Source organism: Novosphingobium sp. SG707 (assembly GCF_012275515.1).
Classification (GTDB): domain Bacteria; phylum Pseudomonadota; class Alphaproteobacteria; order Sphingomonadales; family Sphingomonadaceae; genus Novosphingobium.
In genome coordinates this window covers 1,119,365-1,134,337 of the sequence record NZ_JAAZQL010000001.1, presented here as the reverse complement: position 1 = coordinate 1,134,337, position 14,973 = coordinate 1,119,365, and the positions used below count along the sequence as shown (strand labels likewise).

Here is a 14,973-nt window from a genome sequence, read left to right as displayed (position 1 = left end):
GTTATCATGAAAATCGCCTTCATCGGACTGGGCAACATGGGCGGCGGTATGGCGGCCAATCTGGTGAAGGCGGGCCATCAGGTCCATGCTTTCGATCTGGCGCAGGCCGCGCTGGATCGGGCAGTGGCCAATGGCTGCGTACCTTTCGCCAATATGCGCGATGGGGTGGCGGATGTGGATGCCGTTGTCTCGATGCTGCCCAATGGGGCCATCGTCAAAGCGGTCTATTCCGGCGATGTGATCGGCCATGCCCCGACGGGCGCGCTGCTGCTCGATTGTTCGACCATCGATGTGGCCAGCGCGCGTGAAGTGACCGTTCTGGCACAGGCGGGGGGCTATCGTATGGTGGACGCCCCCGTTTCGGGCGGGATCGCGGCGGCCAATGCAGGCACGCTGACCTTTATGGTGGGCGGCACGGAGCAGGATTTTGCCGAAGCCCAGCCGATCCTTGCCGCCATGGGCAAGGCGGTGATCCATGCGGGCGAAAGCGGCGCGGGGCAGGCGGCCAAGATCTGCAACAACATGCTGCTTGGTGCCTCGATGGTGGCCACGTGCGAGGCGTTCAAACTGGCCGAAAGGCTGGGGCTGGATCTCCAGACCTTCTATGATATCTCGTCCAAGGCCTCGGGCCAGTGCTGGTCGATGACCTCCTATTGCCCGGTGCCGGGGGTAGGGCCGGAGACGCCTGCGGATCATGACTATCAGGGCGGCTTTGCCACCGCACTGATGCTCAAAGACCTGAAACTGGCCATGGCGGCCGCGCAGGATGCGGGCGCGCCCGTGCCGATGGGCCACCGCGCCGAGGAACTCTACGCCGCCTTTGACGCGGCCGGGAATGGCGGTATGGATTTTTCCGCCATCATCAAAACGCTCTGAACCCTAGCCGTGGCGGCGCGCCACCCGCGCGGCCACGGCCCAGATGCCCAGCCCCGCCAGCGCCAATCCCGCCCCGACAAAGCCGGTCGAGGCCCAGCCATAGCCCGCCGCAATCGCCATCCCGCCCATCCACGGTCCCAGCGCATTGGCGATGTTGAAGGCCGAATGGTTGAGCGCGGCGGCCAGCGTCTGCGCCTCGCCCGCCACATCCATCAGGCGGGTTTGAAGCACGGAGCCAAGCGCCCCGCCGATGCCGATGGCAAAGACCACCACCGCCACCGCCCAGACATGCCCCACCGCAAAGGGATAGATCGCCAACCACGCCGCGCTCCACACCAGCAGGCCGCCCGCCGTGGGCATCAGCGCCCGGTCGGCAAAGCGCGGGGCGATGATGTTGCCCAGCGTCATCCCCACGCCAAAGATCGCGAAAATCAGCGGGATCGCCGCTTTGGAGGCATGAGTGACCTCGATCAGCGTCGAGGCGATATAGGTATAGACGCAGAACATGCCGCCAAAGCCGATCGCGCCAATGCTCAGCGTCAGCCACACTTGACCCCGCGCCAGCGCGCCCAACTCGCGCATCGGACTGGCCCCCGCCGCCGGGCGATCATGCGGGGCAAAGCGCGCCACCATCGCCGCGCAGAGCAGCGCCAGCACCGCCACCACGCCAAAGCCCCAGCGCCAGTTGACTGACTGGCCCAGGATACTGGCCGTGGGCACGCCGATGATCGTGGCCACCGTCAGGCCCAGCATCACATAGCCCACCGCCTGCGTGCGCTTTTCAGGCGGTACAAGGCTGGCCGCCATCAGCGCGGCCACGCCGAAATAGGCCCCATGCGGCAGGCCCGAGAGAAAGCGGAACAGCAGCATCCAGTGATAATCGGGCGCCAGCGCCGAGAGCGCATTGCACAGGCCGAACAGGCCCATCAGCAGGATCAGCAGCGTCCGCCGCGCCAGATTGGCGCCCAGCACCGCCAGCAGCGGCGCCCCCACCACCACGCCCAGCGCATAAGCGCTGATCACATGACCCGCCGTGGGCGCGTCGACATGCAGCCCGTCGGCCATATAGGGCAGCAGGCTCATCGTGGCGAATTCGGTGGTGCCGATGGCAAACCCGCCCATCGCCAGCGCCAGATGCACCAGGGCAACCGGCGAGGAACGGGCGGTGTCATCCGCAGGGGTAAAGGCAATAGCGGCGGGGTCCAGCGCAGGGGCGCTCATGGGTGGGGCCTTTCGTCATGGGGGGAACCGCAATGCAGTGCGGCAAAGGCAAATCCCTATATAGGGCGGGCTATGCCTTTTATCAGGCCCCAAAATGCTGCATCGCAGCATATGCAGTCCTATGCAGACCGCCCTCTATCGCCCCACCGTACAGGACAGCCGCAGCCCTCGATCGGCCAACACCGATGCAACAGTTGGCGGTGCGTGCTATCGCCAATGCATGTTAAACAGCGCCAGTACGATTTCAAAGGCAATCAGCGCGATGATCGCCAGTTCGAGCCGAAAGGCCCGCTTGTCCTGAATGATGTTGAGCAGCACTTCGGCAAAATCGCCCAGCGCCACGAATTTGCGCTCCAGCACCTCGGCGCGGTCGTCCAGCTCGTGTTCGGCCTCCAGCCTGGCATAGAGCCGGTCCAGCTCGGGATTGTCCCATAGGACATCGGGGCGCTCGTCGGCCTGAACCTTCGCCATGACCCGGTGGCGCGCGGCCAGAACCTCGCCCACCAGTTGCATCGCCTGACGCACCGGCGCGCGCGTCCGCCCGGTTTCGCGCAGGTCGGACACCAAAGGGGCGATGCGGTCGAAAGCCTGCGAAACCAGCACTTCATCGCGCGAGAGCACCACGCTGCGCGCCAGCACGATGGCCACCAGCGTGAGGCGCGCCTCATCACCATCGGCGAGCAGGATCTGGCCTTCCTCGCCGATCCGGTCGGTGCCGTGGCGGGTCAGGCTGATCTCGGCGGTTTCCACCTCGATCATGCCCGCCGGATCGCGCAGATAACGGGCCAGCGCGGCATCGATCCGGCCCGGTGTCTCATCCGGCCCGGTGATGGACACCACCGCGCCATAGCGGAACACAAAGGTCAGCCCCTCGCCCGCCCATGGGGGCAGGCGGCGATTGTCCTCGACCAGCGCGCGCGTGTCGATGCGTCCGGCCAGCACTCTTGCGCCCGCCACCAGCCGCCCGAACGTGGGCAGCGCGCCCAGCATCACGAAATCGGGATGGCCCAGATAGCCGGAGGAGGAGGTCGGAAACTCGTCGGCGCTGGCGATCATGCTGTTTTCCCGTCGGGATTTGCGAAAAACTGGCGCGAGGATAGGGCCGGAATATAACAGTTCCGTTTGGTCGGTGTGGATTTATATCCGCTGCCCGTCCTCTCCGGCTATTGGGATTAGCGCGGAGGGCGCATTGTCACGAGGTTTTCGCAATCGCTCCCTAGCGGCCTTGGGCAGGAGATTGCGCCATGCCCTTTGCCTCGTCCGCCATCATCGGTTGGGTTGCCCGCCATATCGTGCCTGAAGAGCCTGCGGTGCGGGCCGCGCTGCGCCGTCTGGGCGTGGCGCCGGGCGATATTGATGACATTGTGCAGGACGCCTATTGCCGCTTTGCCGCGCTGTCCTGCGTCGATCATATCACGCGCCCCGGCGCCTATTTCATGCAGACCGCGCGCAACCTGTGGCGCGACCAGTTACGCCGCGCCGCGATCATTCGTTTCGAGGACCTTACGGAAAGCGCGCAGAACTTCGTCATAGATGAAGCGGCGGGCATCGAAAGCGTGCTGGCGGCGCGCGAACAATGGCGGATCGTCGAGGGCTTGCTGGCCGCTCTGCCCGAGCGGTGCCGCATGATCTTTACGATGAAGCGGATCGAGGGCCTGTCGCAAAGAGACATCGCGCAAAAGCTGGGCGTCAGCGAAAGTGTGGTGGAAAACGATATACAAAAGGCGCTTCGCCTGTTGCAGGCGGGGTTGCGTTGCGCAGAAATGGACGGCCCGCTACCTTCGGGCGAAGACAGGAAAGACATTGCCGCAAGAGGGACAAAAATCCGCCGCTGTGCTTGAGGCCGAAGCGGCCGCTTGGGCCGCGCGGCTGGATGCTGCGGGGGCTGAGGATCTACCCTTGGCACAGCGTGCCCAGTTCGAGGCGTGGCTTGGGGAGCATCCGCGTCATGGCGGGGCCTTGCTGCGCGCGCAGGCTGTGCTGCATCTGGCCACGGCGGCTGCGCCGGCGGTGCAGGAGGCGCCGCCGCTGCGTCGCTGGCGGTTGGCGGCGGGGGCCTTGGGTCTGCTGGCGGCCTCGCTGGTGGCGTGGCTGGCGATGGATCCGGGGGCGCAGACCTATGCCACCACGCAGGGCGAATTGCGCCGCCTCGCGCTGGCCGATGGGAGCGCGCTGACGCTGGATGCGGCGAGCAGGCTGCGCGTCGATCTGGACCGGGGCGAGCGCAAGGTCAGCCTCTCGCAGGGGCGGGCGCTGTTTCGCGTGGCGCATAATGCCGCGCGCCCGTTTCGGGTTCAGGCGGGCGATGTGACCATTACCGACATCGGCACGGTCTTTAGCGTCAGCGCGCAGGGCGACACGGTCAATGTGCTGGTCAGCGAGGGCGAGGTCGAGGTGCGGCGGGGGATTTTTGCCCTGCGCCTGACGGCGGGGCAGGAGGTGCGGCTGGGCAAGGATGGCGCGCCGGTGCGTTTGGGGCTGGCCGCGCCCGCGATGGAGCGCGCGCTGGCATGGACCAGCGGGCGGATCGAGTTGGATGGGGAAACGCTGGAGAACGCGCTGGCCGAATTCAACCAGCATAATCGCGCGACGATCCGGCTGGCCAATCCGGCGCTGGGGCGCGAAAAGCTCTATGGCGCTTTTCGTCTGGATGATCCCGAAGGCTTTGCCCGTGCCGCCGCGCTGAGTTTGAACGCGCCGATGCGCGCCGAGGAAGGCGGTTGGGTGATTGGCGGCAAATAGGACCGCCCTTGGCCCAAGCCGCAAAATAAATTTGCTGTCGCCCCAAAGGAAACCCGGCCCCGCCTCGTCGAGCAGGTGATGGGGCCGAATAGCCGGCCCGCCGTCCATGTGAGGGTTTCATGACCGGGTTTCTTCGCCATCTCGCCATTGGCACCATGCTGACCAGCGTTGCACTGCCTTTTGCAGCCCATGCCGCCACGTTTGACGTTCCGGCACAGGATGTCGCGGGCGCGGTGCGCCTGTTTGCGCGGCAGGCCAATGTCCAGATCATCATCACCGGCAGCGCCGCCGAGGGCCGCCGCACCAACGCTATTACGGGCGCGATGAGCATCGACGAAGCGCTGGCCCGGATGCTGCGCGGCACGGGCCTGTCGGTGCGCAAGGCGGGCGAGACATCCTATGTCATCACCGCCAACCCGACGGCCGATGCGGGTGATATGGCGGGTGCCATTGTCGTCACCGGCGCTCTGGCGGCCCAGCGCGAGGCGGTGGCCGAAAAGCGCGGGGCCGACAATGTGGTGGAAACGCTGCGCGCCAATGACGTGGGCAAATTGCCCGATCAGAACGTGGCCGAGGCGATCAAGCGCCTGCCCGGCCTGACCGCCGCCAACGATCAGGGCGAGGGCCGCTATGCGATCATCCGCGGCATCGACCCGGCGCTGGCCAATGTCACGATGAACGGCATGACCCAGCCCGCACCCGAGCCCGATGGCCGTCAGGTCAAGCTGGACGATATCCCCAGCGCGATGATCCAGTCGATCAGCGTCTCCAAATCGCTGCTGGCCAGTCAGGACGCCAATGCGATTGCGGGCGAAGTCTCGATCAAGACCAAGACCGCTTTCGACAGCAAGAAGCCCTTCTTCCTCGATCTGCGCGGGGCGGCGGGCCAGTATCAGATCAACAAAAAGGCGCCCTATGAGCTGGACGGCACGCTGGGCGGGCGTTTCGGCGGCACGCAGCAATTCGGCGCGGTGCTGAGCGTCAATTACTCACGCCGCCCGATTGAAAGCCAGAACTATCAGGGATCGAGCGCGGCGACCTATGCCACCACCGGCGTTCCCGATGGCAATGGCTTGCGCGACTATAATCTGACGCGCACCCGCCTTGGTCTGGTGGGCAATTTCGATTGGCATCCCAATGAGCGGACCAAGCTCTATCTGCGCGCCACCTATTCCGAATTTCAGGACCATGAAACCCGCGACCAGAACCGTCTGGCCGTCACCGCCTATGACGCCACCACCGGCGCGCCCTCAAAAGCCACGGCCACTATCCTCGTGCGCCGCCGCGAAGAAAACGACCATACGACCGGTCTGACGCTGGGCGGGGAATTTGCCGATCTGGCGGGCGGCACGCTGGAGGTGTCGGGCGGCTATTCGCGCGCGGTCAAGGTCGATCCGGTGCGCAGCGAATTCACCTTCACCACGGCCAAGGGCGGCGTCACCTCGCTGGCCTATGACGGCTCGACCTATCCCTATACGCTGGCCCCTTCGGGCAGCTTTGCGGGTCTGTTCAACGATCCGTCCAAATTCTACTTCTCGAAATATAACCTCGAACATCGCTATGCTTTCGAGGAAATCTGGCAGGGCAAGGTCGATTACACGCATCCCATAGCGTGGGGCGACGGTTCGGAAATCAAGGCGGGTGTCAAGCTGATGGACCGCCACAAGGCCGATGACCACGACAAGACCACATGGAGCGCGACCAAGGCCACGCTGGCCACCGGATGGCTGCTCTCCGATGTCGGCTATACCGGGGGCAGCAGTTTCTATGACGGTATGTTCGCGATGGGCACGCGCATCAACTATGCCGCCGCGCGCGATTATCTCAACGCCAATATGGCCAATTATGCCGCCGTCAGCACCAGCAGCACGATCTCGGATTCGCTCTCCAGCGACTATGACGTGCGCGAGACGATTGGCGCGGCCTATGTGATGGCCAAGCTGAAATTCGGCGGCCTGACGGTGATCCCCGGCCTGCGCGTGGAAACCACCCATGACAGCACAAAGGCCAAGCTGGTGACGGCCTCCTCGACACTGAGCGACGGGTTCAACAGTTTTGGCAAGGTGAGCTATACCGATGTCTTTCCGGGCCTGAACGTCAAATATGCTGTCAGCCGCGACCTGCTGCTGCGCGGGGCGGTGACGACCTCGATCGGGCGGCCCAATTATCCCAATCTGGCGCCCTATGTGATCGTCGACACATCTTCGCCCTCCACCCCCGCGATCAGCATGGGCAACCCCGATCTCAAGCCCTATCGCGCGGTCAATCTGGACGCGGCGGTCGAATATTACCCGGCCAAGGGCAGCCTCCTGTCGGCGGGCATCTTTTACAAATCCATCGACAACCCGATCTACACCTATGGCCAGACCGGGGTGAACGGCACATTCGCCAATGTCGCCTATACCAACGCCACTGTGACCCAGCCGATCAATGCGCAGGATGAGCAGATCACCGGTGTCGAATTCAACGCCCAGCATCAGTTCACCAATCTGCCCGGCGCACTCTCGGGCCTTGGTCTTTCTGCCAATTTCAGCCACGTCTGGGGCCATGCCCGCGCGCCGCTGGTCCGCGCCAGGGCCAGCCTGCCCTTGGCCTATCAGTCCAAGAATGTCGCCTCGGCGCAGGTCTTTTACGAGAAATATGGCTTTGGCGCGCGCCTCGCCTTTTCCTATCGCTCGGCCTATCTCGATACGCTTGGCGCCAGCGCTGCGCTGGATCAGTACACCGACGCCAATGGTCAGCTTGACCTGCATGTCTCCTATCAGATCCGCAAGGCGATCACCGTGTTTGGCGATGCGGTCAATCTGACCGATGCGGGCTGGCGGCGCTATCTGGGGGCGAACCGGGCCTATCTGATTGAACGCGAACGTTACGGCACGCTGCTGCGCGGCGGCGTCCAGATGCATTTCTGAGCAGAAGGGCTTATTTGATGCGCAAGATGATGATGATCGCGGCGGCGCTGGCCTGCGCCGGGCCGGTTCAGGCCAAGACAGCCGGCCCGGTGGTGGAAAGCGTTGCGGTGCTGATGCGCCATGGCATTCGCCCGCCCACCAAGGACCCGGCCATGCCCGCCGGGATCGCCGCCGCCGCATGGCCGCTTTGGGATGTGCCGCCGGGCTGGCTGACCGTGCGCGGCGGAGAAGCGGTTGAGCGCCTTGGGGTGGACGATGGCGCATGGCTGCGGCGGATTGGTGTGCTGCCTGCTGCGCGCTGCCCCGATGCGGGGCGGGTGCATATTCTGGCCGACAGCGACCAGCGCACCATCGCCACCGCCCAGCATTGGGCCAAGGGCGCGCTGGCCAAATGTGCGCCCGTCATCGACCATCTGCCGCAGGATCAGGGCGATCCGCGCTTTGGCCCGCTTTCGGCCGGGCTGGCGCGGATTGATCCGGTCGCGGCGGCAGGCGCCATCGAGCAGGCGGTTGGCCCGGAAGGTCTGGCCGGGATCGACCGCAGGCTGGCCCCGCTCTATGCCCGTTTGAACGCGATCCTGTGCGGCGGGGCGGCGGCGCCCTGCGGCCTTGGCGCCGAGCCCACGCAGATCCGCCCCGCCACCGCGCAGGCCCGCCCCAAATTGTCGGGAATGCTCGACCGGGCATCGACCGCAGCCCAAATCCTCTTGCTTGAATATGCCGATGGCAAGCCTAGGGGCGAGGTCGGTTGGGGCCGGGCCAGCGCGGGCGATATTGCCGCGCTTTCCACCTTCCATGCCGAGGAATTCCGGCTGCTTGCACGCCCCCGGCCCATAGCCGTGCCCAATCTGGCGGGGCTGACGCCGGTGCTGCGCGAGGGTCTGCAAGGGCGTGTCGGGCTGGCGCTGATCCTTGGGCATGATACGAATATTGCCAATCTGGCGGGGGTGCTGGGCCTGCACTGGCGGGTCGATGGGCTGGCCGCCGATGATCCCGCGCCGGGCGGCGCCATCGTGCTGGAAGTGCTGCGAATGCCTTCGGGCCGTCGTCTGGTCCGGGCCAGCTATCGCTCGCAATCGCTGGAGGCGATGCGGAGCGGCAAGGGCGCATCGCTGCGCCAGCCCATGGCCATCGGGGCCTGCCGCCATCCGGTGAGGGGCGGCCTTTGCCCGCTTGGCGAGGTTCTGGGCGCGCTGGAGCCGTAAGCCCCGCGGGCCCCCTTATGGCTCGGGGGGAGCAGCCCATCGCGTGATGGACTCCTCCCCCCGAATGCCGACAGTTTCGGCCCAATGCCTCAGTGATTTTCTGTGGGCGCCGAGGCGGGCTTTTCCGGACGCGCCGCAGGAGCGCCCACAAAGGTGATCTCGACCCGGCGGTTCTGCGCTTCGCGCACCCCCGGCGCCGTGGCCACGCGCGGCGAGCTGGCGCCGAAGCCCTGAACGCTCATGACCTCGCGCGGGATGCCATGGCCGCTCAGATAGGCCTTCACCGATTCAGCCCGGCGCAGCGAGAGTTCCTTGTTATAGGCCTCCGAGCCGCTGCTGTCGGTATGGCCGGCCAGTTGCAGGCTGGCATAGCCGGTCTGCTGATAGGAACTGGTGGCCTTGTCCAGCGTTGCTGCGGCCTCGCTGGTGATATCGGCGCGGTTCCAGTCGAAGAAGACCAGATAGGGGCCGGGATTTTCAACCGCCGCTACCGGCGAATAGGCCATGCTGGGCGGCGGAGGAGGCGGGGGCGCGACATAGGCAGGGTTGACCGAGCCATCCGGGCGCAGGCGGCAGGGCCGCCCAAGGGCGTTGTAAACCTTGAAGACTTCCTCATCCGAGCACATCAATTCGCGCGCGGCATCGCGGTCGCCGATCGTCTGGGCCAGTTCGCGGGCGTTCAAGCGACGAACGCAGTGGTGGTCCTGCCATGTCGTGCCGCCCGATGCGCCAAAGCCCAGCACCGAAACCCCCAGCGAGCTGGAACCCATGCAGGTTTCCGTCAGCGTGGTGGTCAGCGCGGGGGCCATGACGGCCGGTGCGGTCTTGATCGTCTGATTGGCCGGATAGACCGAATTGTTGTTGATGGTCTGGCTGTTGCCCTGCGTCGACTGGTTGGTCGACTGGTTCGAGGAACTCGAACTTGTGGTGGCGGTGGAGCTGGACCCGGATGTCGAATCCGCCTTGGTGTTGGTGATGTTGATCGGATTGGACACCGAATTGGAATTGGAATTGGCGCCAGAGGTAGATCCCGACACCGAACCCGATGTGGTGGTGGTGTTCTGAACGGGATTGGCATTGGCGGCCGCATCCGAACCCGAAACCGCCCCGGCGTTCGAACCCGATGTCGAGGTGCTGGTCTGCGCCAGCGCCATGGTTGGATGGATAGCACCGCTGATCAGTGCGACGGTGCTGATTGCTGTCCAGAGCCTATGCATAGTGATCCTCCTGACTGTGGCTCCGAGCGCCTGGCGCCGCCGGATCCCCCATGAAAGCAAGCCGACGATGATCGGGCAGGCTGCTTGCCCCCCTGCTCGAGCGAACAACCGCACAGCGGGGGAGGAGCCAAATCCTCCCCCGCTGCATTGTTCAGGCTTAGTGGTGGCTGCCGCTGTAGGCGATGGCGCCGGCACCATAGAGGCCCACCGCGCCGCTGGTCTGACTGGCCGAACCGCCATGGCCGCTGGTCGAAGAGCCGCCGCCCTGGACCGCGCCGCCCATGCTGCCCGACGAGGTGGTGGTCGTGGTGGTGCCATGGTGGTTGGACAGCGAGGCCGACGATCCCGCTTCGCCACCCGCCAGCACAGCCCCTCCGGCCATGGCCCCGCAATGCGAGCCGCCGCAGGAGGTCGAGCTGCCGGCGCCCACGGAGGTCACCGACACGCTGCCCGCACCGACGCCCGACTGGGCCATGGCGGGAGCGACAAAGGCAAGGCTTGCGCCCACAGCAAGGACATAGTAAATACGCATGAGGTATTCTCCATATTTGCATGCCATTATTGCGGATGGCGTGCTTACCGCTTCATCCCCTGTTGGGAATTTCTGAAATTTGAGATTTTTTTCTGATCGTGATCGATTTGTTTATTTTTCGATCGATGTCTGGAAAATAGGCGTTTCTCGAAGCGAAGTAATAAGTTTTTCATCCTAAGGGATAGTACGTAGTTAACCGTGATCGCCCGATGACCGGTCCGCCCCGTGTATCGTGGGCTAAATATTCACATCGGCTTGGAAAGTCGGCGGGGCGCGTCCGGCTCGCTTCCTGGGCTCTAGGTTTGCGGGGGCGAAATGGGCCCTGCCTTGCTCCCAAAATCGGAGTCGCCGGGCTTTGCCGTTAGTCGCTCTCGGCAAGAACGGTTGCGCCTTTTACTGGCTAATCCGCCCGTCCATCGGGTGATCCGCAACATTGCGGAGAGCGGGCCGCACTTCACTGCTGGCACATGGATCGCGATCTGAAAGAAAAAGGACTCGCCATGAGCCACGCACTCATCATCGACGAAAACATGCTCATCAGCCGCGCCATTCAGCGCAGGCTCGAGATGCTGGGCTTTGAATCCTTCGACCTTGTCTGGACCCGGCAACAGGCTCTGGCTGCGGCCGGGCGCCACATGCCGGATCTGATCGTCATTGGCGATGATGTCGAAACCGGATGCGCGGTCGAGGCGGCGCGCCGGATCACCGATCACCATGCGGTGCCGGTGCTGATGGTGACGGGCGATTATACGCGGGCCAGAGAGCGGCTCGAACAGCAGGAAGCGCTGGAGGGCCCCTTTTTGCTCAACGAAATCGAAGCGGCGGTGGAACTGGCCAATACTGCCTGATCCGGCCGGTGGTTCATGCCTGTCATGGAATTGACAACCTGCGGGGGCGAGGAGTTTTCGCATGAACAGTCAAGGCAAATGCGGCGGCAGATATCCCGCCTGTGGGTCGTATCCATGGCCGGCCGGATGGTGATCGGCTGATGCTTTCGGCCATTCCCCGCTATGTCAGCGCCGGCGCCGGGCTTGTTCTGGAGGCGACGCTGCAGGTGCCTGTTCTGGCGCGCGGCCTTGTCATTTTTGCCCATGGCGGGGGCAGCGCGCGTTTCAGCCTGCGCAACAATCATGTGGCCGCCCGCCTGCGCGCCGATGGGCTGGCCACGCTTCTGCTCGATCTGTTGACGATTGAGGAGGAAGAAGACCGCAGGCGAGTCTTCAACATTGACCTGCTGGCCTATCGCCTGCGCCTTGCCACCGACTGGGCCGCGCTTCAGCCCGATACGTGCCATCTTCTGCCCTGCTATTTCGGCGCCAGCACGGGTGCGGCGGCCGCTTTTCGCGCCGGGGCCGAGGACGGGCGCATCGCCGCCATCGTATCGCGCGGGGGGCGCCCCGATCTTGCCGGAGCGCGCGCCCTTTCGCGTGTGACGGCGCCCAGCCTGCTGATCGTGGGCGGGGATGACGAGGCAGTGACCGATCTCAACCTTTTTGCCTTCAACAGGATGCGCTGCAAGCGGGACATCCAGATCATTCCCCGGGCTGGCTATTGCCTTGATGAGACCGACACGCTTGAACAGGTGGTGACGCTGGCCAGCATCTGGTTCCGCCATCACCTTGGGGAGAAGCTGTGACCGGCCTCAAGGTCCTGATGGCTCAGCGGAACGTGTGGCGCAGGATCTGGACAATGGCCCCATTGCGCCGGTTCACCAGCAGCGCATCATTGCCGTAGCGCACCCAGACACATTCCCATGGCGGCGTTCTTAGCGCGAACATCCAGTAATTTTCGACCCAATAACCGCGCGCCCAATAGGCCCGGGGCAGGACATTGCCCACCGCCCAGAGCTGATAATGAAATCCGGGTGGCGGGCTGTAGGTCGAACTCGTGGCCGAAGTGGATGGAGATTGTGAAGTATAGGTCGTGCGCGGCGAGATCCCGGCATGGGTTTCCGAAGTAATTGGCGGTGTCATCGTCTGATGACAACAGGCCTCATTGTTTCTTTGCGGCGCCGGGCGGTTCGGCTCAACCGTGGATGGCGGCGGGGGCGGCGCGGGGATGGCCGGACGATAGGTCTCGCCGCGCGGCGGCTGCGCCCAGAGCGGGCCGGAAAACAACATCAGCCCCAAGGCCAGCGCGAGGGAATAAAGCGAAACCCCTTCCGGCCGCAGATCGCGCTCCGGCCCGGACATGATGATGGATAAAGGCTGTTTCATCGCAGGCATTCCTATCGGGTTGGCCCATCGGGCAGGAGCGTCCACAAACATGGCGTCGCATCAGACTGCCCAAGGGCGGGGGTGGGGGATATTGGGAATGTCCCCGATAGGCGGCGGGAAAACCGGCGCTTTTATTTGGCGCGGGGCAGCGTGAAATGAAAGCTGGTGCCGCGCCCTTCGCGGGTTTCCAGCCAGATCTTGCCCTCATGCGCCTCGATGATCGTGCGGCAGATCGAGAGGCCCAGCCCCATGCCTTCCTGCTTGGTGCTGTAAAAGGCCTTGAACAGTTGATCGTGGGTCGCGGTGGGAACCCCGGTGCCCGAGTCGCTGATCGTGACCCGGACGAAATCGGTGCCATAGGGATGCGTCTCGATCCTCAGGCGCCTTTCGGGGCTGTCGGTCATGGCCTCGCAGGCATTGCGGATGAGATTGACCATCACCTGCTGGATCTGGATGCGGTCGACCAGCACCGCCAGCGCCTCGGGCCCCAGTTCGAAATAGGTGTGGATGCCCTGTTCGCGTGCGCCCATCAGGGCCAGCACGCAGGCCTCGTTGATCAGCGCGGGCAGCGCTTCCACGGTGCGCTCGATCGTGCCCAGCGTGACAAAGGCGCGCAGGCGCCGCACGATCTGGCCCGCGCGCAAAGCGTTTCGCGCCGCATCGTCGAGCGCCTCGCGCATTGCGACCAGATCCCAATCCTGCGGCCCGCCCATCAGATTATGCGCGGCCTGAACATAATTGACCACGGCGGCGATGGGCTGATTGAGCTCATGGGCCAGTGTGGAGGCCATCGCCCCCATGGCGCTGATCCTTGCCACATGAATCAGTTCGGATTGCAGCGTTTCGAGCCGTTCCTGCACCTGATGCCGCTCGGTCAGATCCTGGAGGAAGCCGGTGAAAATATGCTGTTCACCATCGCGCGCCTCGCCGATGGACAAGGTGACGGGGAAAGTGGTGCCGTCCTTGCGCTGGGCGAAGACCACGCGGCCCTTGCCGATGATGCGCTTTTCGCCGGTTTCCAGATAACGGCGCAGATAAAGGTCATGGCGGTGGGAATCGGGGGCGGGCATCAACATGCTGATGTTGTGCCCGATGACTTCGCAGGCATCATAACCGAACAGCGTCTGCGCCGCGTCGCTGAAGGAAAGGACCACTCCGTGGGCATCGATCACCACCATCGCGTCGGGGACGGTCGACAGGATCGAGGTCAGCAGGCTTTCGCGCGCCAACAGGGCCTTTTCATCGGCCCGCCGCCGGGTGATGTCGGACACGATCTTGGCAAATCCGCGCAGTTTGCCCTGTTCGTCGTAAAGCGTGGTGATCGAAAAGGAGGCCAGAAAGGTGGTGCCGTCCTTGCGCCGGCGCAGGCCTTCGCCCTCGATCCGCCCTTCGCTGCGCGCCAGCGACAGATCGACCTGACACTTGTCCGTGGCGGGGTAGAGGATCGAGGCATCCGTGCCTAGAACCTCCTCCTCCTTCCAGCCGCTGAGCCGTTCGGCGCCTTTGTTCCAGATCATGATGCGCCCGTAGGGGTCGAGCATATAGATTGCCAGACCCGGTGTTCCGTCGATCAGCAGGTTGAGCTCTTCAGCGGCCAGCGCGAATTGCGCCGCGCGCCTTTGCGCCTCCTGATGGCTGCGCATGAGTTCGCGGCGCAGCGTATTGGCAATTTCGCCGACCGTAATGATCCCCCCTGCCGTGACCAGAAAGACCACCGATTGGGCAAAGTCGCCGATGCCCACGCTTTCACTTTGCGCAAAAAGAAAGCCGAAGCCGAGCGAGAGAATGCTGGCCATGATGGCGGCGCCCGGCCCGCACCAAAGCACGGTAATCAGCACCACCAGCGTAAAGGGCGTGTAGGCGGCCCGCTCGCCGATGAACGGATCCATGATCGCGCGCAGGGCAGCCGCGAAGAGCACGCCGATGACGGCTATGCCATAGCGAAACCGGACTGAGTTGTCCCATCCTCCCATTGCGACAGCATCGTCCCCCGATGGGCCGGGCCATGCGGTGAACAGGGCGCAGCGTTTCCGTCCATTTCGGTGAAATTTA

13 protein-coding genes are annotated in these 14,973 nt (G+C 64.4%); 7 read left to right on the top strand and 6 right to left on the bottom strand.

Annotated features, from left to right (window positions below; all coding sequences use genetic code 11):
- Positions 1-6 precede the first annotated feature (6 nt).
- On the top strand, positions 7-876 hold the full coding sequence (mmsB, locus tag FHW92_RS04580; protein ID WP_168601993.1) for a 3-hydroxyisobutyrate dehydrogenase: 870 nt from the start codon (positions 7-9) through the stop codon (positions 874-876).
- Between the two features lie 3 nt (positions 877-879).
- Here the strand turns inward: mmsB and FHW92_RS04575 are convergent, their stop codons facing one another.
- Together FHW92_RS04575 and FHW92_RS04570 are read right to left on the bottom strand one after the other, a co-directional pair.
- Positions 880-1,998 carry an MFS transporter gene (locus FHW92_RS04575; RefSeq protein ID WP_210428380.1) on the bottom strand — a complete coding sequence of 373 codons (1,119 nt, stop codon included), beginning with the start codon at positions 1,996-1,998 and terminating at the stop codon, positions 880-882.
- A gap of 306 nt (positions 1,999-2,304) precedes the next feature.
- Positions 2,305-3,153 carry an RMD1 family protein gene (locus FHW92_RS04570; protein ID WP_168601991.1) on the bottom strand — a complete coding sequence of 283 codons (849 nt, stop codon included), beginning with the start codon at positions 3,151-3,153 and terminating at the stop codon, positions 2,305-2,307.
- Positions 3,154-3,341: 188 nt separating this feature from the next.
- On the opposite strand from FHW92_RS04570, the gene FHW92_RS04565 reads away from it, so the two are divergent.
- From FHW92_RS04565 to FHW92_RS04550, 4 genes are all read left to right on the top strand, one after another.
- Entirely contained in the window at positions 3,342-3,938 is a 597-nt protein-coding gene (locus FHW92_RS04565; protein ID WP_168601990.1) for a sigma-70 family RNA polymerase sigma factor, read from the top strand.
- A gap of 58 nt (positions 3,939-3,996) precedes the next feature.
- On the top strand, positions 3,997-4,839 hold the full coding sequence (locus FHW92_RS04560; protein ID WP_246869898.1) for a FecR domain-containing protein: 843 nt from the start codon (positions 3,997-3,999) through the stop codon (positions 4,837-4,839).
- 119 nt (positions 4,840-4,958) lie between these two features.
- Entirely contained in the window at positions 4,959-7,751 is a 2,793-nt protein-coding gene (locus tag FHW92_RS04555; RefSeq protein WP_168601988.1) for a TonB-dependent receptor, read from the top strand.
- A gap of 17 nt (positions 7,752-7,768) precedes the next feature.
- Positions 7,769-8,956: a histidine-type phosphatase gene (locus FHW92_RS04550; RefSeq protein WP_168601987.1), complete on the top strand. Its 1,188-nt coding sequence runs from the start codon at positions 7,769-7,771 to the stop codon at positions 8,954-8,956.
- A gap of 89 nt (positions 8,957-9,045) precedes the next feature.
- Here the strand turns inward: FHW92_RS04550 and FHW92_RS04545 are convergent, their stop codons facing one another.
- Both FHW92_RS04545 and FHW92_RS04540 read right to left on the bottom strand, forming a co-directional pair.
- Positions 9,046-10,173, bottom strand: a complete 1,128-nt coding sequence (locus FHW92_RS04545; protein WP_246869897.1) for an OmpA family protein — start codon at positions 10,171-10,173, stop codon at positions 9,046-9,048.
- A gap of 157 nt (positions 10,174-10,330) precedes the next feature.
- Positions 10,331-10,705, bottom strand: a complete 375-nt coding sequence (locus FHW92_RS04540) for a hypothetical protein (RefSeq protein WP_168601986.1) — start codon at positions 10,703-10,705, stop codon at positions 10,331-10,333.
- Positions 10,706-11,205: 500 nt separating this feature from the next.
- Here FHW92_RS04540 and FHW92_RS04535 point away from each other — a divergent pair, with 500 nt between their 5' ends.
- Together FHW92_RS04535 and FHW92_RS04530 are read left to right on the top strand one after the other, a co-directional pair.
- The gene (locus FHW92_RS04535; protein WP_168601985.1) at positions 11,206-11,553 is read left to right on the top strand and encodes a response regulator; all 348 of its coding nucleotides are present in this window, start codon (positions 11,206-11,208) and stop codon (positions 11,551-11,553) included.
- Positions 11,554-11,693: 140 nt separating this feature from the next.
- Positions 11,694-12,341 carry an alpha/beta hydrolase gene (locus FHW92_RS04530; protein WP_168601984.1) on the top strand — a complete coding sequence of 216 codons (648 nt, stop codon included), beginning with the start codon at positions 11,694-11,696 and terminating at the stop codon, positions 12,339-12,341.
- 22 nt (positions 12,342-12,363) lie between these two features.
- Here FHW92_RS04530 and FHW92_RS04525 read toward each other — a convergent pair whose 3' ends face one another.
- Positions 12,364-12,921: an RcnB family protein gene (locus tag FHW92_RS04525; protein WP_168601983.1), complete on the bottom strand. Its 558-nt coding sequence runs from the start codon at positions 12,919-12,921 to the stop codon at positions 12,364-12,366.
- A gap of 131 nt (positions 12,922-13,052) precedes the next feature.
- A complete protein-coding gene (locus FHW92_RS04520; RefSeq protein WP_349237644.1) occupies positions 13,053-14,840 on the bottom strand; it encodes a PAS domain S-box protein in 1,788 nt (595 codons plus the stop codon).
- Positions 14,841-14,973 lie beyond the last annotated feature (133 nt).

Bases quoted from the DNA above. Each gene is read 5' to 3' on its own strand.
- FHW92_RS04530 (WP_168601984.1), top strand. From the start codon at position 11,694: ATGCTTTCGGCCATTCCCCGCTATGTCAGCGCCGGCGCCGGGCTTGTT.
- FHW92_RS04525 (WP_168601983.1), bottom strand. From the start codon at position 12,921: ATGAAACAGCCTTTATCCATCATCATGTCCGGGCCGGAGCGCGATCTG.
- FHW92_RS04545 (WP_246869897.1), bottom strand. From the start codon at position 10,173: ATGCATAGGCTCTGGACAGCAATCAGCACCGTCGCACTGATCAGCGGT.
- mmsB (WP_168601993.1), top strand. From the start codon at position 7: ATGAAAATCGCCTTCATCGGACTGGGCAACATGGGCGGCGGTATGGCG.
- FHW92_RS04575 (WP_210428380.1), bottom strand. From the start codon at position 1,998: ATGGGCGGGTTTGCCATCGGCACCACCGAATTCGCCACGATGAGCCTG.
- FHW92_RS04570 (WP_168601991.1), bottom strand. From the start codon at position 3,153: ATGATCGCCAGCGCCGACGAGTTTCCGACCTCCTCCTCCGGCTATCTG.
- FHW92_RS04540 (WP_168601986.1), bottom strand. From the start codon at position 10,705: ATGCGTATTTACTATGTCCTTGCTGTGGGCGCAAGCCTTGCCTTTGTC.
- FHW92_RS04535 (WP_168601985.1), top strand. From the start codon at position 11,206: ATGAGCCACGCACTCATCATCGACGAAAACATGCTCATCAGCCGCGCC.
- FHW92_RS04555 (WP_168601988.1), top strand. From the start codon at position 4,959: ATGACCGGGTTTCTTCGCCATCTCGCCATTGGCACCATGCTGACCAGC.
- FHW92_RS04550 (WP_168601987.1), top strand. From the start codon at position 7,769: ATGCGCAAGATGATGATGATCGCGGCGGCGCTGGCCTGCGCCGGGCCG.
- FHW92_RS04565 (WP_168601990.1), top strand. From the start codon at position 3,342: ATGCCCTTTGCCTCGTCCGCCATCATCGGTTGGGTTGCCCGCCATATC.